This window comes from Acinetobacter sp. LF10, assembly GCF_048585715.1.
GTDB lineage: Bacteria > Pseudomonadota > Gammaproteobacteria > Pseudomonadales > Moraxellaceae > Acinetobacter.
The window spans coordinates 3,097,844-3,122,386 of sequence record NZ_CP184160.1; the positions used below are offsets into that span (position 1 = coordinate 3,097,844).

General features: G+C 40.3%; 25 protein-coding genes and 1 pseudogene. 9 read left to right on the top strand and 17 right to left on the bottom strand.

Features of this window, described 5'->3' with window-relative positions; genetic code table 11:
- Window positions 1-2: 2 nt before the first annotated feature.
- From atpD to ACN19N_RS14910, 9 genes are all read right to left on the bottom strand, one after another.
- A complete protein-coding gene (gene atpD, locus ACN19N_RS14870) occupies window positions 3-1,397 on the bottom strand; it encodes a F0F1 ATP synthase subunit beta (protein ID WP_004665200.1) in 1,395 nt (464 codons plus the stop codon).
- A gap of 30 nt (window positions 1,398-1,427) precedes the next feature.
- The gene (gene atpG / locus ACN19N_RS14875) at window positions 1,428-2,297 is read right to left on the bottom strand and encodes a F0F1 ATP synthase subunit gamma (RefSeq protein ID WP_004665202.1); all 870 of its coding nucleotides are present in this window, start codon (window positions 2,295-2,297) and stop codon (window positions 1,428-1,430) included.
- A gap of 77 nt (window positions 2,298-2,374) precedes the next feature.
- Entirely contained in the window at window positions 2,375-3,919 is a 1,545-nt protein-coding gene (atpA, locus tag ACN19N_RS14880) for a F0F1 ATP synthase subunit alpha (protein ID WP_004665204.1), read from the bottom strand.
- Window positions 3,920-3,961: 42 nt separating this feature from the next.
- Complete coding sequence (locus tag ACN19N_RS14885; protein WP_004665206.1) at window positions 3,962-4,498, bottom strand: F0F1 ATP synthase subunit delta; 537 nt, start codon at window positions 4,496-4,498, stop codon at window positions 3,962-3,964.
- A gap of 12 nt (window positions 4,499-4,510) precedes the next feature.
- The gene (locus ACN19N_RS14890; protein WP_018678426.1) at window positions 4,511-4,981 is read right to left on the bottom strand and encodes a F0F1 ATP synthase subunit B; all 471 of its coding nucleotides are present in this window, start codon (window positions 4,979-4,981) and stop codon (window positions 4,511-4,513) included.
- A gap of 39 nt (window positions 4,982-5,020) precedes the next feature.
- Entirely contained in the window at window positions 5,021-5,266 is a 246-nt protein-coding gene (gene atpE, locus ACN19N_RS14895) for a F0F1 ATP synthase subunit C (RefSeq protein WP_000424060.1), read from the bottom strand.
- An 82-nt stretch (window positions 5,267-5,348) separates the two neighbouring features.
- Entirely contained in the window at window positions 5,349-6,224 is an 876-nt protein-coding gene (atpB, locus tag ACN19N_RS14900) for a F0F1 ATP synthase subunit A (protein ID WP_269229103.1), read from the bottom strand.
- A gap of 99 nt (window positions 6,225-6,323) precedes the next feature.
- Window positions 6,324-6,722 (bottom strand): ATP synthase subunit I, encoded by a 399-nt coding sequence (locus ACN19N_RS14905; protein WP_269229104.1) that lies wholly within the window; start codon window positions 6,720-6,722, stop codon window positions 6,324-6,326.
- A 170-nt stretch (window positions 6,723-6,892) separates the two neighbouring features.
- The gene (locus ACN19N_RS14910) at window positions 6,893-7,732 is read right to left on the bottom strand and encodes a metal ABC transporter substrate-binding protein (RefSeq protein WP_269238867.1); all 840 of its coding nucleotides are present in this window, start codon (window positions 7,730-7,732) and stop codon (window positions 6,893-6,895) included.
- A 220-nt stretch (window positions 7,733-7,952) separates the two neighbouring features.
- Between ACN19N_RS14910 and ACN19N_RS14915 the strand changes: the two genes are divergently transcribed.
- The 7 genes from ACN19N_RS14915 (at window position 7,953) to ACN19N_RS14945 (ending at window position 15,864) form a co-directional block, all read left to right on the top strand.
- Window positions 7,953-8,450, top strand: a complete 498-nt coding sequence (locus tag ACN19N_RS14915; protein ID WP_241336832.1) for a transcriptional repressor — start codon at window positions 7,953-7,955, stop codon at window positions 8,448-8,450.
- A complete protein-coding gene (gene znuC, locus ACN19N_RS14920) occupies window positions 8,423-9,211 on the top strand; it encodes a zinc ABC transporter ATP-binding protein ZnuC (RefSeq protein ID WP_241336834.1) in 789 nt (262 codons plus the stop codon). Before ACN19N_RS14915 ends, znuC begins: the two co-directional genes overlap by 28 nt.
- A 3-nt stretch (window positions 9,212-9,214) precedes the next feature.
- Window positions 9,215-10,024 (top strand): zinc ABC transporter permease subunit ZnuB, encoded by an 810-nt coding sequence (gene znuB / locus ACN19N_RS14925; protein ID WP_269229106.1) that lies wholly within the window; start codon window positions 9,215-9,217, stop codon window positions 10,022-10,024.
- A gap of 162 nt (window positions 10,025-10,186) precedes the next feature.
- Window positions 10,187-11,107 (top strand): Dyp-type peroxidase, encoded by a 921-nt coding sequence (locus ACN19N_RS14930; RefSeq protein ID WP_420001656.1) that lies wholly within the window; start codon window positions 10,187-10,189, stop codon window positions 11,105-11,107.
- Window positions 11,108-11,236: 129 nt separating this feature from the next.
- The gene (locus ACN19N_RS14935) at window positions 11,237-13,114 is read left to right on the top strand and encodes a M48 family metalloprotease (protein WP_420001657.1); all 1,878 of its coding nucleotides are present in this window, start codon (window positions 11,237-11,239) and stop codon (window positions 13,112-13,114) included.
- 159 nt (window positions 13,115-13,273) lie between these two features.
- Window positions 13,274-15,064 (top strand): arginine--tRNA ligase, encoded by a 1,791-nt coding sequence (gene argS, locus ACN19N_RS14940; RefSeq protein ID WP_420001658.1) that lies wholly within the window; start codon window positions 13,274-13,276, stop codon window positions 15,062-15,064.
- 197 nt (window positions 15,065-15,261) lie between these two features.
- Window positions 15,262-15,864, top strand: coding sequence for an SPOR domain-containing protein (locus tag ACN19N_RS14945; RefSeq protein WP_269229109.1), 603 nt, complete (start codon window positions 15,262-15,264; stop codon window positions 15,862-15,864).
- A 61-nt stretch (window positions 15,865-15,925) separates the two neighbouring features.
- Here ACN19N_RS14945 and ACN19N_RS14950 read toward each other — a convergent pair whose 3' ends face one another.
- The 7 genes and pseudogenes from ACN19N_RS14950 to ACN19N_RS14980 form a co-directional block, all read right to left on the bottom strand.
- Complete coding sequence (locus tag ACN19N_RS14950; RefSeq protein ID WP_269229110.1) at window positions 15,926-16,579, bottom strand: glutathione S-transferase family protein; 654 nt, start codon at window positions 16,577-16,579, stop codon at window positions 15,926-15,928.
- A 97-nt stretch (window positions 16,580-16,676) separates the two neighbouring features.
- Window positions 16,677-17,075 (bottom strand): OsmC family protein, encoded by a 399-nt coding sequence (locus tag ACN19N_RS14955; protein WP_420001659.1) that lies wholly within the window; start codon window positions 17,073-17,075, stop codon window positions 16,677-16,679.
- A complete protein-coding gene (locus tag ACN19N_RS14960) occupies window positions 17,072-18,019 on the bottom strand; it encodes a pirin family protein (protein WP_420001660.1) in 948 nt (315 codons plus the stop codon). The genes ACN19N_RS14955 and ACN19N_RS14960 overlap by 4 nt, the downstream gene beginning before the upstream one ends.
- 153 nt (window positions 18,020-18,172) lie before the next feature.
- Window positions 18,173-18,436: a DUF2798 domain-containing protein gene (locus ACN19N_RS14965; RefSeq protein ID WP_269229113.1), complete on the bottom strand. Its 264-nt coding sequence runs from the start codon at window positions 18,434-18,436 to the stop codon at window positions 18,173-18,175.
- A 17-nt stretch (window positions 18,437-18,453) separates the two neighbouring features.
- Window positions 18,454-18,759, bottom strand: coding sequence for a DUF3861 domain-containing protein (locus tag ACN19N_RS14970; protein ID WP_420001661.1), 306 nt, complete (start codon window positions 18,757-18,759; stop codon window positions 18,454-18,456).
- 23 nt (window positions 18,760-18,782) lie between these two features.
- Window positions 18,783-19,173, bottom strand: a pseudogene (locus tag ACN19N_RS14975) (Fur family transcriptional regulator).
- A 14-nt stretch (window positions 19,174-19,187) separates the two neighbouring features.
- Window positions 19,188-19,715, bottom strand: a complete 528-nt coding sequence (locus ACN19N_RS14980) for a PadR family transcriptional regulator (RefSeq protein ID WP_420001662.1) — start codon at window positions 19,713-19,715, stop codon at window positions 19,188-19,190.
- Window positions 19,716-20,216: 501 nt separating this feature from the next.
- On the opposite strand from ACN19N_RS14980, the gene ACN19N_RS14985 reads away from it, so the two are divergent.
- Both ACN19N_RS14985 and ACN19N_RS14990 read left to right on the top strand, forming a co-directional pair.
- Window positions 20,217-21,041: a hypothetical protein gene (locus tag ACN19N_RS14985; protein ID WP_420001663.1), complete on the top strand. Its 825-nt coding sequence runs from the start codon at window positions 20,217-20,219 to the stop codon at window positions 21,039-21,041.
- A gap of 70 nt (window positions 21,042-21,111) precedes the next feature.
- Window positions 21,112-22,271, top strand: a protein-coding gene (locus tag ACN19N_RS14990; RefSeq protein WP_420001664.1) for an IS3 family transposase whose coding sequence is annotated in 2 segments (ribosomal slippage) — window positions 21,112-21,346 and window positions 21,346-22,271 — 1,161 coding nt in all. Because the reading frame shifts where the segments join, the coding sequence is not laid out codon by codon here.
- Window positions 22,272-22,541: 270 nt separating this feature from the next.
- Here the strand turns inward: ACN19N_RS14990 and guaA are convergent.
- A complete protein-coding gene (gene guaA, locus ACN19N_RS14995) occupies window positions 22,542-24,110 on the bottom strand; it encodes a glutamine-hydrolyzing GMP synthase (RefSeq protein ID WP_420001665.1) in 1,569 nt (522 codons plus the stop codon).
- Window positions 24,111-24,543: the final 433 nt, after the last annotated feature.

The window sequence follows — 24,543 nt, forward strand, 5'->3', positions numbered from 1 at the left end:
AATTAGAGTTTCTCAGCTTTAGCAATCACTTCGTCAATACCACCAACCATATAGAACGCTTGTTCTGGGATGTGATCGTATTCACCAGCTAATAGACCTTTAAAGCCACGAATCGTTTCTTTAAGTGGTACTAATTTACCAGGAGCACCAGTAAACACTTCAGCTACGTGGAATGGTTGAGAGAAGAAACGTTGGATTTTACGCGCACGGTAAACAACCAATTTATCTTCTTCTGCTAACTCATCCATACCCAAGATTGCGATGATGTCTTTAAGCTCTTTATAACGCTGCAATACGTTCTGTACAGAACGTGCAATTTCATAATGCTCAGTACCAACAACCAATGGGTCTAACTGACGTGAAGTTGAGTCAAGTGGATCGATCGCTGGGTAAATACCAGAAGATGCGATGTCACGGCTCAATACTACTGTTGCATCTAAGTGAGCAAATGTAGTCGCAGGCGATGGGTCAGTCAAGTCATCCGCAGGTACGTATACAGCTTGGATCGATGTGATCGAACCAGACTTAGTAGACGTAATACGCTCTTGAAGAACACCCATTTCTTCTGCAAGTGTCGGTTGGTAACCTACCGCAGATGGCATACGACCTAACAATGCTGATACTTCAGTACCTGCAAGTGTATAACGGTAGATGTTGTCGACGAATAATAATACGTCACGACCTTTACCATTTTCGTCTTTTTCATCACGGAAGTATTCAGCCATAGTCAAACCAGTTAACGCTACGCGTAAACGGTTACCTGGTGGCTCGTTCATCTGACCGTAGACCATTGCTACTTTGTCAAGAACGTTAGAATCTTTCATTTCGTGATAGAAGTCGTTACCTTCACGAGTACGCTCACCAACACCAGCAAACACAGATAAACCTGAGTGTGCTTTCGCGATGTTGTTGATCAACTCCATCATGTTAACGGTTTTACCAACACCCGCACCACCGAATAAACCAACTTTACCACCTTTTGCAAACGGGCAAAGTAAGTCGATGACTTTAATACCTGTTTCTAAAAGATCAGTAGAAGCTGCTTGTTCAGCATAAGAAGGCGCTTGACGGTGAATTGGCAAACGCGCTTCAGTCGCTACAGGACCTGCTTCATCAATAGGGCGACCTAAAACGTCCATAATACGACCAAGCGTAGCTGGGCCAACTGGAACAGAAATCGGTGCATTTGTACTGGTTACATTAAGACCACGTTTAAGACCTTCTGTAGAACCCATTGCGATGGTACGAACAACACCATCGCCAAGCTGTTGCTGAACTTCTAATGTAGTTTCAGTACCGTCAACTTGGAGAGCGTCATAGATCTTAGGAACGCTATTGCGCTCAAACTCGACGTCGATAACCGCGCCGATGATCTGAATGATACGACCGCTACTCATTGCTGTCTCCTCAATTCAAACTTAATAATGTTAAACGGCAGCGGCACCGCCAACGATCTCGGAAATTTCCTGAGTAATCGCGGCTTGACGCAGCTTGTTGTAAATGAGTTGTAGGTCTTTAATCAATTGTCCTGCGTTGTCCGTCGCTGCTTTCATCGCGACCATACGAGCAGATTGCTCACATGCAACGTTTTCAATCACACCTTGATAAACCATAGACTCGATATAGCGAACCAACAAACCATTTAACAATTCTTCTGCTTCTGGTTCGTAGATATAGTCCCAACCATAAGTACGGTTGAGATCATCGCCTGCTTGCGCTGGTGCTAAAGGAACAAGTTGTTCTACTTTAGGCTGTTGAGTCATTGCATTGACGAAACCATTTGATACGAGATAGATACGATCTAATTCGCCTTTATCAAATGCATCAAGCATTACTTGTACAGAGCCAGTTAACTGTTCCAAACTCGGCGCATCGCCAAGTTGGGTCGTTGCACCAAGCACTTTACCGCCGTAATTCTTAAAAAACGAAACCGCTTTTTGACCAATCAAAGCAAATTCAACTTCAATTGACTGCTGTTGTTGTGCTTTGACATGCTGCACAACTTTCTTGAACAAGTTAATGTTCAAGCCACCCGCCAAGCCACGATCTGAAGACACTACGATATAGCCAACACGCTTAACTGGGCGGTCAACCATATAACGGTGTTTGTATTCAGGGTTTGCTTGAACTAAGTGAGCAATTACACGGCGCATATTATCGGCATACGGACGGCCCTGAGCCATGCGCTCTTGCGCACGACGCATTTTAGAAGCAGCTACCATTTGCATCGCGCGAGTAATCTTTTGCGTGCTCTTGATACTAGCTACTTTGGCGCGAATTTCTTTTAAATTTGCCATACGCTTAACCTAGTATTCGAAAGCCCTTTCGAGCTTTCGAAGGTTGATCCGTGAACCAAACTTAACTAAAGGTAAACTTAGTAAGTTTGAGTCGCTTTGAAGCTCTCAATACCTGATTTGATTGCTGCTTCGATGTCTTTGTTATAATCACCAGTTTCATCGATCTGTTGCATTAACGCAGCATATTCAGAACGGAAGTAAGAAATTAACGCAGTATCAAAGTCTACGATTTTCTTCACTTCTACGTCAGCCATATAGCCTTCGTTAGATGCATAAACAGAAACAGCTTGGTCAGCAATTGAGTAAGGAGCATATTGTTTTTGCTTCATTAACTCAGTTACACGTTGACCATGCTCAAGTTGCTTACGAGTTGCTTCATCAAGATCAGAAGCGAACTGAGCAAACGCAGCCAATTCACGGTATTGTGCTAAAGCAGTACGGATACCACCAGACAATTTTTTGATGATCTTAGTTTGAGCAGAACCACCAACACGCGATACAGAGATACCCGCGTTCACAGCAGGACGAATACCTGCGTTGAATAATGATGTTTCTAAGAAGATCTGACCGTCAGTAATCGAAATTACGTTGGTTGGTACGAATGCAGATACATCACCCGCTTGAGTTTCAATAATCGGTAATGCAGTTAAAGAACCAGTTTGACCAGTTACTGCACCGTTAGTGAATTTCTCAACGTAATCAGCTGAAACGCGCGAAGCACGCTCAAGAAGACGTGAGTGAAGATAGAATACGTCACCTGGATACGCTTCACGACCTGGTGGACGACGTAATAACAATGAAATTTGACGGTAAGCAACAGCTTGCTTAGACAAATCATCATAAATAATTAATGCATCTTCACCACGATCACGGAAGTATTCACCCATTGTACAACCAGAGTACGGAGCTAAATACTGCATTGCTGCAGGATCAGCTGCCGCAGCTGCGACAACAGTTGTATACGCCATAGCGCCAGTTTCTTCTAGCTTACGTACCACGTTTGCAATTGTTGATTGTTTTTGACCAATCGCAACGTATACACATTTAATGCCAGAATTTTTCTGAGCGATGATCGCATCGATCGCCATTGCTGTTTTACCAGTTTGACGGTCACCAATAATCAACTCACGCTGACCACGACCTACAGGGATCATGGTATCAACTGATTTATAACCAGTTTGAACAGGTTCGTCGACTGATTGACGCCAAATTACGCCTGGTGCTACTTTTTCAACAGCATCAGTTAATTTTGCATCAATTGGGCCTTTACCATCAATTGGGTTACCTAAAGCATCTACGACACGGCCTAGAAGTTCTGGACCAACCGGAACTTCTAATACACGACCTGTACAACGAGCTTTTTGACCTTCTTGCAGGCTTAGGTAGTTACCTAAAACAACGGCACCCACTGAATCCTGTTCTAGGTTCAGTGCCATACCAAATAAGCCGCCGTCGAATTCGATCATTTCACCGTACATTGCATCCGCAAGACCGTGAATACGCACGATACCGTCAGATACCATGACGATGGTACCTTCATTCTTCGCGGTCGCGCTGGTGTCCAGATCGCCGATACGCTGTTTAATGAGCGCACTGATCTCGGATGGATTCAGTTGTTGCATTGCGCTATTCCTCAATCTTTTTTAAGTTCAGTCTTTTTGCTATTACGCAAGAAGACGAGTCCGCATTTTTTCAAGCTTGTTAAGCGCAGAGTCATCTATCACTTGGTCGCCTGCATGAATCACAACACCTGCGATTAACGCTGGATTAACGCTAACAGTCACATGAACAGTTCTGTTAAAACGTTTTTCAAGCGCATGAGCTAAAATATGCTCTTGTGTCGCATCTAATGGAAAAGCAGATTCAATCTCTACTTCCAAAGTGTTGTTGTTCTGCGATTTAAGTAATTCGTATTCTGCTGCAATTTCAGGCAATAAAACTAAACGATCATTATCTGCAAGTAATGTCAAAAAGTTCGACACAGCTTGTGATTGATCTTCACCTAAAACTTTCGCAAAAAGACTTACCTGCTCCGCAGGAGTCAACTCAGGGCGATTTAAATAAGCGGAAAATGCTTCATCTTGCACCGCAGCACTGAGCAGTTGTAATGCATTTGACCAAGAGTCAGTTGCATTTTGCTCAGATGCATAAGCAAATGCTGCCTTAGCGTATGGGCGTGCCAACGTCAAGAGTTCAGCCATATTTCGCCTCGCTTAAAGTTTAGCAGCCAGCTGAGTCAGCATGGCATTATGAGCTTCTGCGTCAACTTGTTGGTTCAGAATTTTTTCTGCGCCAGCAACTGCCAAAGCAGCAACTTGTTGACGTAATTCTTCGCGAGCAGCATTGATGTCTTGATCAACAGTTTCTTTCGCCTGTTGACGAATACGCTCACCTTCAGCAGATGCTTGGGTACGCGCTTCTTCTACCAATTGTGCTGCACGACGGTTCGCTTGTTCGATCAATTGAGCCGCTTGTGCTTTTGCTGCGTCTAATTCTGCCTTAACTTGTGCTTGCGCATCAGCAAGGTCAGCTTTTGCTTTTTCAGCAGCATTTAAGCCATCAGCAATTTTACGCTGACGCTCACTAATCGCATTGATTAGTGGTGGCCAAACGAATTTCATACAAAATGCGACAAAAATCGCAAATGATATCGCCTGACCAATCAATGTGAGGTTGATATTCATTTCGCTATTCCTCAATATGTGGATTTAGGAATTAAGCTATTAACCTACAAATGGATTAGCGAAGATGAAGAACAAGCCAATACCAACACCGATCATAGGCACAGCATCAAGAAGACCCGCAATTAAGAACATACGAGTTTGAAGTTGTGGAGCCAATTCTGGTTGACGAGCAACAGCTTCTAAGAAGCGGCCACCTAAAAGACCGAAGCCAATCGCAGTACCTAAAGCACCAAAAGCGATCAAGATAGCAGATGCAATTGCAACTAGACCTAAAGTGAGTTCCATGAAAAATTCCTCAGAGGTTAGGTTATTACCAAATTAAACTAAAATTTAAGCCTAACCATCGATTGATAATTAGGCAATACCATTAATGCTTTTCGCTTGCCATGCTCAAGTAAACGATGGTTAGCATCATAAAGATGAATGCTTGCAACGTGATTACAAGAATGTGGAAAATAGCCCAAGGCACAGATAACGCCCATTGAATCCAGAACGGTAATAACGCGATTAAGATGAAGATTAACTCACCCGCATACATGTTACCGAACAGTCGTAGAGCCAACGAAACTGGTCGAGCAAGAAAAGTTACTAATTCCAAAATCAAGTTCACTGGAATCAATAACGCTTTTGCAACTGGGTTACTTGGGTTAAATGGGTTAAGTGCCAACTCGCCAACGAATCCACCAATACCCTTTTCTCGGATACTGTAGAACAAGATTAAAACAAATACTGACAATGACATACCTAAGGTAATGTTTGGATCAGTAGATGGAACAACCTTGAAATAAACGTGGTGAGGGTCCATACCAAATACGCTTGCGCCGATGTGTTGAGCGATGAAAGGAATCCAGTCAACAGGGATCAAATCCATTGTATTCATGAGGAAAATCCACACGAAAATCGTCAATGAAAGTGGAGCAATTAAGCGTGATTTGCCATGAAAAGTATCACGGACACTTGAGTCCACAAACTCGATAATCATTTCAATTGCAGATTGGAATTTAGTTGGAACGCCAGCATTTGCAGCTTTCGCAACTGTCCAAAATAACAAACAGAAAATAACACCAAGTCCGATAGACCAACCCATTGAATCCAAGTGAATTGCAGTGAACCCCATCGAATGAGCTTCTTCAGCAGTCTCAGCCAACTTCCATGAACCATCTGGCATTTTGCCATAGGTCATATTGGTCAAGTGATGCTTGATATACTCGGTCGAAGTCAGGGCATGTTCTTCAGCAGCCATAAATCACACCTGGTCAATGTCAATCATTAAAAAGAAGCGAAACAAATCATGCGAACTGCAACGATCTCGTTTCCACTTCCAAAAATCTCAAAATGTGTCTTACACTCGTTTCTGTAATCGTGATGCCCAAAAAGGTGCAACCCACGTCATTGCCTGAACAAGTATAAATCCACCAAACAATGCAACCGGTGACAGTGGCTTAACATTGCTTAAAATTAAAATAAAACCCACAATCACAATTGCAAACTTGCCAAGCATTCCTCGATACATATTGAGCATGACTTGTTTTGATGCTCTTGCGCCTGCCGTTCTAAACGACTGCCAAGCAAAATAACAATGTGCTAACCAACAGACCAAAGCCCCAAGTGCAGCACTCAAAGCAGCAGTTGTGTCTTTCATCATCCACGCAAGCAAAGCTGCAACTGGAATCATACACGCTTGTAAGAAGACCAAAGCTTTTGCTAATCGTCGGTCAATCATGCGACTAGTTTGGCTCATTTTTTATCCACTCACAACATAACTGCTTGACAAGTTTTATTGATGATCGTTTCGAATCGCAGGCATTATAGAGTTACACCCCTGAACATGCAATCTTTTCTCGACCTAAGTCGGTTTTTTTCGTTAGCATATTTCCTGACGATAGAGTCAACTCATTTTTATTTTTTTCATCATTTTTGCGTACTTAATATGCATTTATCGGTTTTTGAAGCCAATTTTTTCCATGCAGTAACAAAATCCTCTTCACCACGCATACTTTCATCTACAGCTTGAAACTCTACTGGATTCAACTTTTGATATTGACTACGACTTGCTGACACTTCAGCCAATAGACACATTTGTGTTTTAGGTCGATTATCTTTTAAGAATTTAATTTGGGTAACAGTAGGTGCAATATGCGGATCATCTGTTAAAGCACCTGCAAATTTTAAATTGAGCGCTCGCTCTAAGTATTGATAAGCATCATGATACGACCAATAAGGTTTGGCTTTATTCGAGCTTTCATATTGCTGTGAAGCCTGTAGCATTTGTTGCGAAAACTCTTTCGCATTTGCCATATACTTGGCTTTATTTTCTGGATATTGTTGTGAACGTAAAGTTGCAATAAAGAAAGCGATTCGCACTGCATTATTTGGCTCTAACCACACATGGCTATCTACAGTGTTTGCTAATGCAGCACCACGTAAACTTCTTTGTGGCAAGATCGTCAAAATACCTGAATCTAAAAGTGCAATTGCTTTAGGATTTTTATTAAGTAACTTTTCTAAAGGTGCTTCATGCACTTTACCTAACCATAATACCAATGAAGCGTCTTGAATTGCCTTACGATGTGCAGGTGTGAGTTGTACATCATGTCCGCTTTGATCACCAAGTAACAGAATAGGTTCTTCCACACCTGCTGTAATCTCTTTAGCAATTAAATAAATCGGATGTGTTGAGACCACCAAACTTTGAGTCCATCCCCATGTACTTAACATCGAAAAGAAAACAAAAACAAAAAGGCGTAACATCTCAACAGTACTCAATTCAGCAGAACACGTTATAATATAACAAAAGTTAAAAAATGCCTATGGCTATTTTAAGATTCATTACTCTATCCGCCACGCGCTTAACTTATATATAGCTCGTTATCCTGAATTGCATGTTATGATAGCGAGTCTATTGAAACGTCAATAAAAGCTACGGCTTATGAACAATCAATAGATTCTACAAAAATAATGGGGTCAACTTATGGGTTCTTGTTCTCATGAACATGACAATGCTTTACATGGTGTCCACGGTCATCACGATATTAAAGCTCGACTTGCTGAAGCAGAAAGTTTATGTGCTGCGGTTGGCGCTCGCCTAACCCCTTTGCGTAAAGAAGTGCTTGAACTCATTCTAAATGCTTCTGCACCGATGGGGGCTTATGATTTATTGGCTAAAATTAAAGGACAAGCAGACCGCCCTGCTGCCCCACCTACGGTTTATCGTACTTTAGACTTTTTACTAGAAAAAGGCTTAATTCATAGATTAACCTCTATCAATGCTTATATTCCGTGTTGTCATCCACGTGAAGGACACCAAGCTGCCTTTCTGATTTGTACTGAATGTCATTCAGTGAAAGAGGCTTCAGCACAAGGCTTGATTCAACAGCTTGATCAACTTGCTGCTTCTGATCAATTTTTTGCACAGCACAGCATCATTGAAATTTCTGGAAAATGTCATCAGTGCAACACACGTCAGTAAGCACTCCACTTATTCAATTGGAGAATATTTCTGTTCGACGTGATGAGCGGGATATTTTGAGAAATATTGATTTTGCATTACAAGCAAAAGAAATTGTAACGCTCATAGGGCCAAATGGTGCAGGTAAGTCGACGTTAATTAAAGTCTTACTCGGCATCATGTCACCCAATAAAGGAAAAGTTCACTTTTCCAAGAAATTAAAACTGGCTTACGTCCCACAAAAATTCAACCCTTCAGCCAGTCTTCCCTTACGTGTTCAAGACTTACTTGATTTAGAAATTTGCACTGCTGATTTACGTGAAGAAATTAGTCGTGATACAGGGATTCAAAAACTGCTGTCCTCCAAAGTACAACAACTGTCAGGCGGTGAACGACAACGGGTTTTACTCGCACGTGCTTTACTACGTCAACCTGATATTTTAGTGCTTGATGAGCCAATGCAAGGTTTGGATATTCAATCCGAAGCTGAACTCTACGACTATGTCCGCAGCTTACCTGAACGTTATGGTTGCGCAGTGTTAATGGTCTCACATGATTTGCAATGGGTGATGCAAGGTACGCATCGCGTGGTCTGTCTCAATAAGCACATTTGCTGTAGTGGTTTACCTGAAAGCATTCAGCAGCATCCTGAATACCAAGCAATTTTTGGTACGCAACGGATGTTCTATCAGCATCATCACAATCATTGTGGGCATAGTGACCATGCCGAACCCTGTTCTCATGATCCACGCCCACATATTCACCCCGAACCAAAGGTCTAAGCAATGATGGAATGGTTACAACTACTATTACCTGCTTGGATTATGGGGTCGCTACTGGTATTCCTGACAGCACCACTCGGCTGCCTGATGCTTTGGCGCAGAATGTCTTTTTTTGCCGACACCATGGCCCACGGAACTTTACTGGGTGTCGCGATTGCAGGTTTATTGCATTTACCTTTTTGGTTAGGTGTAGCCAGTTTAGCTGCATTATTGGTAGCAATTTTATGGGTGCTGCATGATTCTCGCCTACCCAATGATGCCCTCCTCGCTCTAAGCTCAGCAACCTTACTCTGCTCAGGCTTGCTCTTGATTCAGCATATTCCGAGTTTACGTCCCGAATTATTGAGCTATTTGTTCGGTGATCTACTCAGTATCGAGTGGGCTGATTTACCCATGTTTGCCGTGGTCATTGTGAGTTCTCTGGCTGTGCTTTATCGCTCATGGTCAGCGCAAATCCAAATTGCGATTGACCCTGATATTGCCATGAGCGAAGGAGTCAGTGCCAACTGGCAACGTTTAATTTTCATGCTATTACTGGCTTTATTTACTGTACTTGCGCTCCGCGCTGTCGGCTCACTCCTTATGGGTGCATTACTGGTGATTCCTGCACTAAGCGCACGCTTACTTGCACATTCACCTAAACAAATGGTGATTTGGGCATTTATACTGGCTCAATTGGGTGTGACGGTTGGCTTATGGTCTAGTGCGGCGTTAAATATTGCCACAGGTCTGAGTATCGTTTTATGTATGGCGCTTTGCTTCGCAGTTATTTTTGCAGTACAAAAATTCATACCAAATTTTAAAACCAATTAAATGTTTCCAATCTTAGCATCCAATGCTTGGATGCTATGTCGACTATTATTTAACGATTATCAATATCGTAAAAATCGTCAAAAGTAAGCTATTAAGCACTGCTCACATCGGGCAAAATCATATCTTTGTATCATTTAAAAATAACGAACCAAGGAGAGCTTCATGACTGCTCAATCCGTCATTCTTCCATTACCATCCGACCATGCTCGTTTTATTGTTTTGCGTTTAAAAGATTTAAGTATTTCGGAACTCAAGCAGCAGATTGAAGCTCTGCTTTCAACTCGTGATCGTCTTATCACTCAACACCCAAATGATCAGATTAAAACTGCGATTGCATTTGGCCCTGAGCTTTGGTCGAGACTTTATTCACAAACGCCTGAGGGGTTTAAACAACTCGACCCTCAACAAGGGGCGTTTAATATGCCTGTCGTACCCGCCGATGTGTTTATTCATATCGCCAGCGCTCGTGCCGATATTTGCTTTGCCATCAGTCAAGCATTCTTCAGTGGCATTCAAAACAAAGTTGATGTTTTAGATGAACGCGCGTGTTTCCGTTTCTTTGATGGTCGCGATATGACAGGCTTTATTGATGGTACAGAAAATCCTCAATTTCCAGATGACCGTGCTGAAGCTGCCCTCCTTGCAGAAACAGCTGGCGCTTTTGCAGATGGCAGCTTTATTTTTGCACAACGCTATATTCATGATTTAGCAAAATGGCAACAACTCAAAGTCGATGCTCAAGAACATGTTTTTGGACGTACCAAACTTGAATCTATTGAACTTGATGATGACATCAAACCCCAAAATTCGCATGTCGCTCGTACTGTAGTAGAAGATGAGGATGGCGAAGAAATGGAAATCTTGCGTCACAGTTTGCCTTATGGTGATGGTAAAGGTGAACAAGGTCTATTTTTTGTTGCCTATACCAATAATTTGAGCATTATTGATGCCATGTTAAAACGAATGTTTGGTACCACAGGTGATGGTATTCATGACCGTTTATTGCATTTTACCACAGCGATTGATGGGGCATATTATTTCGCACCAAGTGATGAATTACTCGAAGAAGTTATTGAATTATAAAATTTAGAATTGAAAAGAATAAAATTTCTTCAATATAATAAAAAAACTTTGCAGCATAAATAGCATCCAACTCGATCTAATATACTGCAAAGAGAATTATTTAAATCATAATCAGTTTAAAGAAAAAATATGAACAATACGCAATATTCAGAAAATGAAAGATTTGAAAAGCTCATTCTCAAGCTACAAGAGAAAATCAAAAAAAATCCTAAAGCCTATCAATTAAAAGTATTTATGCTGGCTATTTTAGGAAATTTATATATAGGAATCATGATTTTATTCTTATTAGCCCTCATTCCCTTATTACTGATGTCGATTCTATTTTTAAAAGCTTTTGCAATTAAACTCATTCTAATCGTTGGTTTTTTTATTTGGGTCATTTTACGATCTTTGTGGGTTAAGCAAATACCACCTCAGGGTTATGCAATTACTGCTACAGATGCTCCTGAATTATTTGAGATTATTCATAAATTACAACAACAGCTCAATGCACCTGATTTTCATAAAGTGCTTATCGTAGGAGACTTAAATGCTGGCGTTGTTCAAATCCCGCGTTTTCTGGGTTTAGGCTCTTCTCAAAATTATTTATTGTTAGGGTTGCCATTACTTAAGTCCTTAACCGTAGCTCAATTTACTGCGGTTCTAGCTCATGAATTTGGTCATCTCGCGAAAAATCATGCACAATTTTCAAATTGGATTTATCGTCAACGTATTCGTTGGACGCAGTTAGTCGAGGTATTAGAACAGAATCAAAGCCGCGGAGACTTCTTATTTAGACCTTTTCTCAATCGCTTTGTCCCGTACTTTACGGCTTATTCTTTCCCTCTTGCACAGGCAAATGAATATGAAGCAGATGCCATCGCAGTTCAACTAACCTCTTCGCAATCTACAGCCGAGGCATTAATCACTGTGAGTATTATTAGCCAATATCTTGATGAAAAATATTGGACTGAAATTTATAAACATGCGGATGATATGCCACAACCAGTGATGACACCTTTCTTTAATCTCACCCATGCTCTGACACATGAATTAGAGAAAGAAAATACTACAGCATGGTTGTCAGTGTCGATGCAACAAATGACAACGCATCTTGATACGCATCCATCATTACAAGATCGTTTAAAAGCAATCGGGGTAGTTCCTGAGTTTAAATATCCTTCTGCTGAACAACGTGCAGATCGCCTACTTGGCAAGCAACTCGAAAAAGTAACCGCCACTTTTGACCAAATGTGGCAAAATAATATTTCGTCTTCATGGCAAGAAAGATACCAGTTCATTCAAGGTGGCAAACAGCGCCTTATCGAACTTGATCAAAAACAACAGACCGATGATTTGAATATTGATGAAGCATTTGAACGTGCTCAACTCACGCTATTTATTGCCAAACAAACAGAGCAAGCATGTCAACAATTGGCAGCACTTCATGAAAAAGCACCAGAACATGCTGAAATTTGTTTGGAATATGGCAGAGCATTATTAGAAAAAAATGATGATCAAGGTTGTGTCTACATGATTCGTGCCACAGAACTCAATGAATTCATGATGACAACTTGCTATGAAAGACTACGTGATTTTTATTGGCAACAAGGACAACCAGATCAAGCACAACATTATCACCACTTACTTGTAAAACGTCTTGAATTAGAGAGTTTTGCACAACACGAGCGAAATGAACTTCACTTAAACAATAAGTTCACTCCGCATGATTTAAGCTCAATCGAGTTACAACAGCTCACAGATGCGTTGAGCAAAATTAAGGATTTAAAGAAAGGATATTTCGTCAAAAAGAAAGTTGATTATTTGACACATTTACCTTGTTATGTCTTGGCATTTTCAACGACTCGTTGGTACCAATTCACCAATAAAAAGCGAATTGAGGATGTTTTACAACAAATTCAAAATAATATGCCATTAAATCAAGCCGTCTTAATTTTAAGTATTGAAGGTGATAATTATAAATTTGGTCGCAAAATGCGATGGATTAAAGGTTCTCGTATTCTTTAATCTATAACACAAGAGAAAAGATGTTGTAAGCACAGCATCTCTAATCACTAAACTCGAAAGATTTATAGGAATATGTTAATTCAGCTGCAATGACTCTCCCCTTAAGCCACTAAAATTTGCTATATTTGACGTTTTTCCGCGACATTTATTTCGGTAACTATGAATACGGCAATACAAGCAGCTCTTGATCATGCGGTACAATCCCTTCAACAACAAGGGGTACTTCCTTCAGATTGGACAAACACGAGCCATTTAACCCGTACCAAAGACCGAAGTCACGGTGACTTTGCATCCAATATTGCCATGATCGGCTCTAAAGCTGCTGGTATGAAACCACGTGATCTAGCTGAAAAAATCTTAGCAGCACTGCCTGAAGTCGCTGACATTACAAAGGCAGAAATCGCAGGCCCTGGTTTTATTAACTTCTTTTTAAATGCAGACCAACGCTTCGCTGTACTTGATCAAATTCAAGCACAAAAAGACCAATATGGACGCAGCCAAGCCAATGCAGCTAAAAAAATCCAAGTCGAATTTGTTTCTGCAAACCCAACATCTAGTCTGCATGTGGGACATGGTCGTGGTGCAGCTTACGGCATGACTGTTGCTAACCTTTTAGAAGCAACAGGTGCACAAGTTGACCGTGAATACTATGTCAATGATGCAGGTCGCCAAATGGATATTTTGGCAACATCAACTTATTTACGTTATTTAGAATTGACTGGGCAAACGCTTGTTTTCCCTAAAAATGCCTATCAAGGCGACTATGTTAAAGAAATCGCACAGAGCATTATTGATAAAGATGGCGATGCACACGTTCGTCCAGTTGCTGACATTTATAAAGATGTGCCTGAAGACGTTCAATATGCCGAAGAACTCGATGCTGAAGGCAATAAAGTTGTCCTTGCTGGCGATAAAGAAAAACACATTGATGGCTTAATTGCCAATTCACAACAACAGTTAGGTGCGGGTTATCGCGTATTCCACCAAGCAGCGTTACATGCCATTTTGGATGATATCAAAGATGACCTTGCTGACTTTGGCGTGACTTTTGATGAATGGTTCAGCGAAGCTTCGCTAACCGAAAAAATTGATGAAGCACTTGCGACGCTTGATCAACGTGGCTTTCTCTATGAAAAAGATGGCAATATTTGGTTTAAATCAACTGAATTTGGCGATGAGAAAGACCGTGTAGTCAAACGTCGTAATGGTCAAACCACTTATTTTGCATCTGACATTGCTTACCACTTAAATAAGTTACAACGTGGCTATACCGACCTGATTGATATTTGGGGTTCAGACCACCACGGCTATATCTCACGTGTGAAAGCAGCCATTGATGCAATGGGTTATGACTCGAAGAAATTGACCGTGCTTTTGGTTCAGTTCGTGAGCTTATGGCGTGGTGGCGAGATGGTGCAAATGTCATCTCGTTCGGGTCAGTTCGTGACTTTACGTGACCTACGTCAAGAAGTAGGCAACGATGCTGCACGTTTCTACTACGTGATGCGTAAGTCTGAACAACACATCGACTTTGACTTAGACCTTGCAGTTTCTCAAAGCAAAGATAATGCCGTGTATTACATTCAATATGCGCATGCCCGTATTTGCCGTATGTTAGAAAAAGCAGCATCTACACATCTCAGTTTTGATGCTGTTTCGGCACGTGAACATGCAAAACGTTTAGAGCTTGATGCTGAAACTGAAATTTTAGCGAAACTTGCCGCTTATCCAGATATTTTAGTACGTGCAGCAAATGCGTATGAACCACATCAAATTGGCAACTATCTGAAAGAGTTAGCAGCCTTATTCCACGGTTGGTACAACGAACATAAAGTCCTTGGCGATGATGTGACACTTACACAAGCACGTTTATTACTTTCAATCAACGTACAGCAAGTTCTGCACAATGGCTTAGAATTACTCGGTGTATCTGCGCCTGAGACAATGTAACTAGCAAAGCAACGCTTTGCACATTGTCGCAAGACAAGGACTATGCCCGCGTAGAAATGTAATTAGCAAAGCAATGCTCTTGCAACATTACCCAGATCGTAAAACAAACAAAGCATTATTTTAAACATAATGCTTTGTTTTTAAGCAGTTTCAAGTTACAAATAACCTAATAGGATTAGGATCAAGAGGAATTTCAGGTGTTTGGAAAAACGCAACGTGGTGTATCTGAACGACCAAACAAGCCCAAAAAACCACTTGTTCCCAAGTGGTTAGGAATGCTTGTCGCAATTCTTGCGATCCTTTGTGCAGGCGTCATGTTAATGCTATGGCAGCCGTGGCAACCCGTCCCCGCAAAGAATCAAGTCACTTCTGAACATTACGAAGAAGACACCAATAAGGACTATCGTTTCTATGACTTGTTACCCCAACAACAAGTCACGCCAATTCCTGAACAAGCTGTCCCTGAAACAAAACAAGAAGGTAATGTTGTGATTATCGAATCACCAAAACCTGAAACAACCACAGCAGACCCAACAACCATCACATCGACTGAAACAACCACACCAGTTCAAGCCAGTTATATCTTACAAGTACGTAGCTATCCAGATCCAGATAGCGCTGATGCACGTCGTGCGGAAATTATTTTGAATGGTTTATCTGCCGATATCATAAAAACCGTTGAGAATGGGCAAACATGGTATCGTGTTTTCTCTGGTCCTTATGATAGCCAAGATGCAGCACTTGCTGCTCAACAAACCTTGCAACACAGTGGTATTGATTCAATTGTAATTAAACGATAAAAATCTTCATGAATGAAAAAAGGGAGAACCCGTTGTTCTCCCTTTTTTCATGTTTGAAAATTTATGCACACTGCGAATGCAAACTTTTTTGCTCAGCGTGCTGAAATGCTGAACGCTGCTGAACACGTTGGACAAAGGCTTGAATATTCGGATATTTACCATGTAAACGTTTTTGGATTGCAATCAGTGGAAATGCCATTTGAATATCTGCAAAAGAAAAGTCTCCCGCGAAATAATCATGTTCTGCCAAATACTGTTCAAGATAGAGAATATGTTCTTTTACACGAGGACGAACAAAACCAGCTTTTATACCATTGGTAATTTTTTCAGCAACAGGGCGAATAACCCACGGAACATGTTTGCTTACATTATTGATGACGAGAGTCATCACCAACAATGGCATAAGAGAGCCTTCTGCATAGTGCATCCAATAGGAATATTGCCGCTGGTCTTTTGCTTGTTCTGGTTTAAATTTTTGCTGCCCATCATACTGCTGTTGCAAATAATCCAAAATAACAGCAGATTCTACAATAACCTCTTCATCATCAACCAGAATTGGTGCTTTTCCTAAAGGATGAATTTGTTTAAGGCTTTCAGGGGCTGCATAACTAGGTGACCTTTGATAATACTCAACTTGGTAATCCACACCAAGTTCTTCTAATGCCCACAGGATACGGAATGAACGTGAGCATTGTAGGTAATGTAAGGTAATCATTTTTGTGCCTGCTTTTTTACTGTGTAACTGCGGTTCTAATCCCTCTCACAGTTACACTTAGAATTATGTTTCGCCCAAGCACAATAGCACTTTAGTCTTAAACAATCACGGTCTGTATGTCTAAACTGCGTAACAAAGTTTTAGTAACTGGTGTTTTGCTACATACATTGAGAAATTTTTCTTGTAAGTCTTGTGAAATCGGTTGTTTAAATATTACTCGACGCTCGATTCGTTCCTGTTGTTCACGATTGGTGTGAAAGTCCACCTCAACCGTAAATTCACCCAAATCAATTTGCTTATGCTGTGCATACATGCGTAAGGTAATCATGGTGCATGATGCTAAACTTGCAGTCAGAAAATCATAGGGCGCTGGCCCTGTATCATGCCCTCCAAAAGATTCGGGTTTATCGGTTAGAAATTGGTGTGTTCCACTTGTCACCTCTCCTTTCCACGGTTCGGCTAAAGCCTGAACTTTTGCACTCGCAATCACACTCATTTTGAAGCCCTCATTTGCTCAGGTAATACAGGTGCTTCGAGACGCTTACCTTGATAATCAGGAATTTCACCAAAACGGGGATCATGATTGATCCAATCTTCCCGTGCTTGCTGTAAATCTTGCATGGTACGTCCAACGAAGTTCCACCACAGCAAAATTGGCGACTCAAACGGTTCACCCCCGATGAGTAACACACGATGACCTTCAGTCAGTTCAACTTCGATTTCAGTCAGCCCCGTTTCCAACACCACCATATTATCGGCATTGAGTTCATGCCCATTTACCTGAGCAATGCCTTCAAGTGCCATAAAGGCATATTCAAAGTTTGGATTGAGTGGAATACGGGTTTTAGTATTCGCTTGTGCGGTTAAGTCCACACCAACCAAAGGTGTATGTACTTGCACAGGAGAAACCGTATCAAGGAAATCCCCCACTAAAATGGTAAATTCAACCTGATCTTTAGTTACGACAGGTAGCTCTGGATAGTGTTCAAACATTGGCTCCATATTGTGCTTGTCATCAGGCAAAGCAATCCAAAGTTGTGCCGCATGCATTTTAGTTTCAGTCTCAGGTGCAACTTCAGTATGAGAAATTCCATGACCTGCCGTCATTAAATTCACTTGCTTTGGACGAATCAGTTGTTTTGAACCCAGACTATCAGTATGCATCATGGTGCCTTCAATCATCCATGTAAATGTCTGCAAACCAATATGTGGGTGTGGCCCAACATCTAAACCATCTCCCGCAGGGAAACTCACAGGCCCTGCATGATCAAGGAAACACCACGCCCCCACCAAACGCTTCTGACGACTCGGCAAGGCTCGCTTAATGACTGTGCCCTTACCAATTTCTGCCGAGCGAATCGTGAATTCTTGAATAAACTGATTGATATAAGTTTCACAATCTTTGGAGTTAGAAATATCGTAATCGTTATTATTGCTCATGATATCGCTCTCTTTTACCTATGCTATTGCAATGAGTTGTTTTACTGATCTTAACAATACAATCATCATTCAATATAGTCTTTTGGTAATACGCAGAGTGCTATCAATGAGACAATCTTGCATTTATTTTTCACAATGCATGAACAGGATCAATCAATGTGATGGCATCTCCACAATTAAGCCTGTCAAACGTCTGACCAAAGGTAGAAAAATCAAAACTACAGGATAAGCAATCAACCAAGATAGCATCCAAGCATTTAACCAGTGGCTTATAAAATTTGTGGTTAACCCTAAATTAATCAGCATATTGATCAGTGACAAAGTGCCACTCATTAAACCTGATAGCAATAAAGGCATAATCCAAGCAGCATATTTTGCAGGTAATTTAGTAAAGAAAGTCTTCTTTGTTTGTTGCATGCTATTTGCCCCCACACTCATTCAACCTGTTTCTTTACATGTTGCTTTAGATTCTTCATAAATTGACCGAACTGCGGCAAGAATTCTTCGAATAGTGGATGATCTTTATTTTCCAGCATCACTTCACTAAAAAGTTTTAGCCCCACTGCAAAAGATTTTGTAGTTTGATCATCGAACAACTCGGCTTTTTTCAAACGCTCAACGATCTCAAAAATATCGTCATGATTTCCTTTATAAAACTCTAATTTCTCGGTATAAGTTGAGACTTGTCCTTTCGCATCTTTTAAATGCTGTACCGTGACATGGTATTGATGTTGTTTCATCATTTGCTCCAATGAATTTTTAATTAAACATTCTCTTTGATTTCGATCTGCATCAAATCAATTTGAAATTGAGTAAATACGGCTTCTAAGGACTGTAAAAATCGTGCTTGTTTTGCTGTGGTTAAATCTGCACAGCGAATTTGTAGCAATTGATTTTTTAGAAACTCGCGGAAGACTAAATTTAGTTTCAGCACGATGGAATTGATAACTCACCAACAAACCTGCCAAGACAAGATCACTCACCACGCGATAGACGGTTGCCAAACTTAACTGCTGCTTTTGTAGGTTTAGACCTTGGTAAATTTGTTTCACGGTGAGGTCATCCGTCTGTTGTACCAGTAAAGATAAAACTGCCATGCGTGGATGCGTCACTCGTAATCCTGCCTGTTTAATTTTCTGCTGTAGCGCTAACATCTTTCGCCCCCAACTTATAAACGTCCAATCGCAATTGCGGCTTGATCAATCTTTTCAGCAATTTGATAAATTTGTTCTTGCTGTAGATCAGCAATATTGAGTTTTAATCGTAATGCTGTTTTTAGATTTTCCATTGCTCGATGGATCTCTATCAGTTGATCGTTGTTATGAATTTCACGTCGAATCCGTAGTTTTTCCAACAAAGCGGTCAGCATTTCCTGCTGATCTTTTAGATAAGTCTCGCCATATTCAGTGACTTGGTATTGCTTACGTTCGGCATCCAGTAAAGAAATACAGTTCATTTCTTCTAAGCTAGTCAGTGTTGGATAAATTGTTCCTGCGCTTGGTGTATAGCCATCACCGACTAAATCACTAATTTCTTTAATAATTTCATAGCCATGTTTAGGATTTTGCTGAATTAAATGCAGAACTAACAGTTTCATACGTCCTGATTCAAATAAACGTCCACGGCGACCTGTACGGTGATGCTCGCGATGGTGAATATCCCGTTCGTTTTCACGATGATCTGATGCGTGTTTCATCTTTATTTTTCTCATATTGATTAATTTATGAATTATAAGATATATCTTAAACGATCTTATAGCAAGATAAGATATATCTTTAAATTTTAAGATTTTGATATTTAATGCGTTATTTACTTTAAAGAAAGGACTTTAGGAAAGTTAAGTAATAAAAAAAGAGCGACTGAGCGCTCTTGTTATTGGCAATAGATGTCAGATATGTTTAAAAAACAATCAAGTTGTTTCAAACACAACTATTCTACCTTTTATAAAATGCCAACAAAATCCTTAACAATTTGAAAAGTTTAAACTTTTTAAATTTAATTTCATATAACGCCCATTATGTTAAATGGGGACATAATCAAGTTTATAAATTGGTTTTCATATAAAATCATCAACAATCTAGATAAACCATTAATATATATGATTACTTTAGGAATATTAGAACTAATCTTGGGCTCTTCAAATGATCCTGTCACTAAATCTAGTAGACGACTACTTAAAGTCCACTCGGATGGCGGAATGGAAGGTCGTTATAAACCTACAGCTGTTGGATCTCATGTATCAGGAGTATTAATCTGGTTTAATTACAAATATTTTTTCCTTACAGCAAGACACTGTTTACAAAAGTTTAGAGACGATATAGGCGATGAAATACAATTAAACAATTTTTATAATCATTCACCTTATTGGATTAATAAGTCAGATAGCTTTTCAGATTCACTTCTTGATTTTCTTTACGTAAGAAAAATATGGTTTATTGGAGAAATATTCAAACTAAGAGTATTTGAAACTGCTGAAGGAATTGATTTAGAAGATTTATGCTTACTAGAAATATATTACCCAATGCAGCCAGTTAAAAACTATGTGAATTTAAATAACTTAAACAATGTTGTGAAATCTAAGTCTGAAATAAATAATAGTCTTATGGGATTTAGTGGCTATCCTGCAGAAAAAAATCCCTATTTTTGGGAGGACAATGATGTAGTTCCTATCACACGAACTGCCACACATAGTACCTTATTTACCAGATGGTATGATTACGGCATCAATATAGGAAATAGTAATTGTATTCAGTTGCTTAGACCACGTGGATTTGATTACTCAGGAATGTGTGGTGGAACTGTATTTACAATAAATGAATCGGAGATCAAATGGGCAGGAATGTATATTTCGGGTTCAGATGATAAAGCTCGATACATTCCAAGCTATTTAATTTTAGATGTAATTTTAAATTATCGAGAGTCTAGGTCCTTAACTATTGATCAGGATGCGGAAATCTGTGGTGGGGCTAATTACGTATCCAATAAAGAATATAGGAAGGCAGTTCAGAGAATGGAAAAGTGATCCTAGCCAAAATAATGGACAGCATGTCCCTCTAAAGATAACGTAACTTCAATCTTTGGAGATCCAAGAAATGGCTAAACGTTTTAGTCCGGAATTTAAACAGCAAGCAATTGATCATGCACTTTCAAACTCCCACGAGCCTATAGCTGCAATCGCCCATAAATTAGGTGTGGGTTATTCAACCTTAGATAAATGGATTCGTGAAGCCAATCCAGTAGGTTCAAGCAAACGTCAACTTTCTCCTGAACAACAGCGGATATTGGAATTAGAAAAAGAAGTCAAACAGCTCAAGGAAGCCAATGACATCTTAAAAAAAGCGCATGTGTACTTTCTGACAGATCATGCCAAGAAAAGTACACGGTAATTCAAGATATGGATGTGAATGAAGTCACTGTGTCTTCTGTCTGTAAATGCCTAGATGTCAGCACTTCAGGCTATTATGCCTGGCGAAAACGCCAGACCAATACAGCGCAGAAATACAATGATTTAAAAGTTGTATATTGGCAGCATCATGCGCGCTTGGGTGCACCGTCATTGGTACATGACATGCGTGATTTAGGTTATCGCATGAGCGAACGTACCGTTGGAAGGATGCTAAAAAAGCTTGGTTTACGTAGTAGGATTGCACGTAAATACAAGCATACGACTGATTCAAACCATCGTTTGTCTACAGCATCAAATTTGTTGGATCGCCAATTTACAGTTACTCAGCCTAATAAAGTTTGGACAACGGATATTACCTATATCCGAACTAAAGAAGGCTGGCTGTATTTATGTGTGATGCTAGATCTATTCAGCCGTCGTATTGTGGGTTGGCAAACCAGCCATCGAATAGACCGCCAATTGGTGTGTGATGCGTTTAATTATGCAATGGCTCGTCAGGGTTATCCAACGGGTGTCATGGTGCATTCGGATCAAGGTAGTCAGTACTGTAGTCGTGATTTTAGGGCGCTATTATTGACGAATAACTGTATTCAAAGCATGTCTAGACGAGGAAACTGTTGGGACAATGCAGTGACCAAAAGCTTCTTCCATACCCTGAAGGGGCATGTAGTACATGGCAGTGTATTTTCTACGAGAAAAGAGGCAAATGCTATCTTGTTTGAGTATATTGAAGTTTACTACAATCGAATCAGAAGGCATTCTGCAAATGGCTGGTTAAGTCCAGAAGCCTTTGAACAGAAATATTTCAAGAATTTAGAGGGATCGGTTGTCCACGATACTGTCTAGGATCAAAGATGTTTAAATCTTGGGTATAAGAACTTTATTAAGTAGTTTCTCTGAAATTAACATAATACGGCTTATGCGAAATTAAATTAGAGTATCTAATAAAAATCAAATATTTAAGATTTAATTTATCGTAAACAGCAAAAAGCCGACTTTTCCAAGTCGGCTTTTTTGATCTATTTTAAAAGTTTTTCAAATACCGTAAGCCTACTGCCTCGCGCAGAGCGCTTGGCGTAAAACTGGCATGAAGTGCTGCTTCATGAAACCCCAGTTTTACTCCCATTCAATCGTAGCTGGCGGCTTAGATGACACGTCATAAACTACACGTGAAACATCTTTGATTTCATTCATGATACGGGTTGAGATTTTATCAACTAAATCATACGGTAAATGAGCGAAACGTGCTGTCATAAAGTCAACTGTTTCAACCGCACGAAGCGCAATCACCCATGCATAACGGCGACCATCACCAACAACACCCACCGATTTTACAGGTTGGAATACTGCAAATGCTTGCGCAGTTTTATCATACCAACCGCTTGCACGAAGCTCTTGCATAAAGATGTCATCAGCAAGACGTAGAATATCAGCATATTCCTTTTTCACTTCACCCAAAATACGCACGCCCAAACCTGGACCTGGGAATGGATGACGATAAAGCATTTCATGTGGTAAACCTAAAGTTGTACCTAAACGACGCACTTCATCTTTAAACAAATCGCGAATCGGCTCAACCAATTCAAAAGCTAAATCTTCTGGTAAACCACCGACGTTATGGTGTGATTTAATCACATGTGCTTTACCATTTTTAGTGGCAGCAGATTCGATCACATCTGGGTAAATCGTACCTTGAGCAAGGAAATTTACGCCATCAAGTTTACGTGCTTCTTCAGCAAAAACTTCGATGAATTCACGACCAATAATTTTACGTTTCTTCTCAGGATCAACTTCACCCGCTAACGCAGTTAAGAAACGCTGTTCAGCATCAGCACGAATCACACGGATGCCCATGTTTTTTGCAAACATGTCCATCACTTGTTCACCTTCGTTTAAACGAAGCAAACCATTGTCTACAAATACGCAAGTCAACTGATCGCCAATCGCACGGTGTAAAAGTGCAGCAACAACAGAAGAATCAACACCACCTGAAAGACCTAACAAAACTTTTTGATCACCAATTTGCTCACGTAATTGCTCAACACGTAAGTCGATGATGTTTTCAGAATTCCAAAGATTGCGACATCCGCAAATCCCATGCACAAAGTTCGATAATAACTCTGCACCTTTCGCTGTATGTGTCACTTCAGGATGGAATTGAACACCATAGAAACGGCGTGTTTCATCACTTACCGCAGCAAATGGACAGCTTGGTGTACTTGCAGTAACAGAGAAACCTTCTGGAATCACACTGACTTTATCGCCATGACTCATCCAAACATTAAGCTTGTCGTCACCATCATTGAGATCACCCAACAATTGATCACGAACCAATACATCAACAGCAGCATAACCAAATTCATGTACTGTACCTGGTTCTACTTTACCACCAAGCTGTTCAGACATGGTTTGTAAACCATAGCAAATACCTAAAACAGGTACGCCTAATTCAAATACCAACTGCGGTGCGCGTGGACTACCTTCTTCATGTACGCTTTCAGGGCCACCTGACAAAATAATCCCATTCGGATTAAATGCACGAATATCTTCTTCAGACATATCGTATGCATACATTTCAGAGTAGACACCTGCTTCACGCACACGACGTGCAATCAGCTGGCTATATTGAGAGCCGAAATCCAGAATAAGGATGCGATCTTCAGTAATTTGAGTATTGGTCGTCATGGCTAATCAGAAAGGCAAATGAATTAAGCGCCATATTCTAACATTTTTCACGCTTTGGCGCATCGCAATTCATCATCTATCTTATTTTTTAACTTTTATCACCAATCATGACTGATATTTAAACTAAAATTTCATAAAATGATGCCTAAAAAGAGTGTTAAATCAACTCTTCTTGGCGATTCTGATCAACAAAAAATAAAATTTGGTGCTAAGATGATGAGCCGAAAAGATGCATGACCACGGAAAGGTATGCTGTCGGCATCATCGTTTCCTTTTTGTGCGACTGCACTATCCTTGGAAAGAGGAAAATAAAAAGGTAACTAAAAGCCTAAAAGATATTGGCTCAGTCAATATTGTAAAATATTTCACTATCATCTATGGCTTGCCCTATAACGAGCAACAATTAGGACTTGAAGGACCAATAAAATAATGT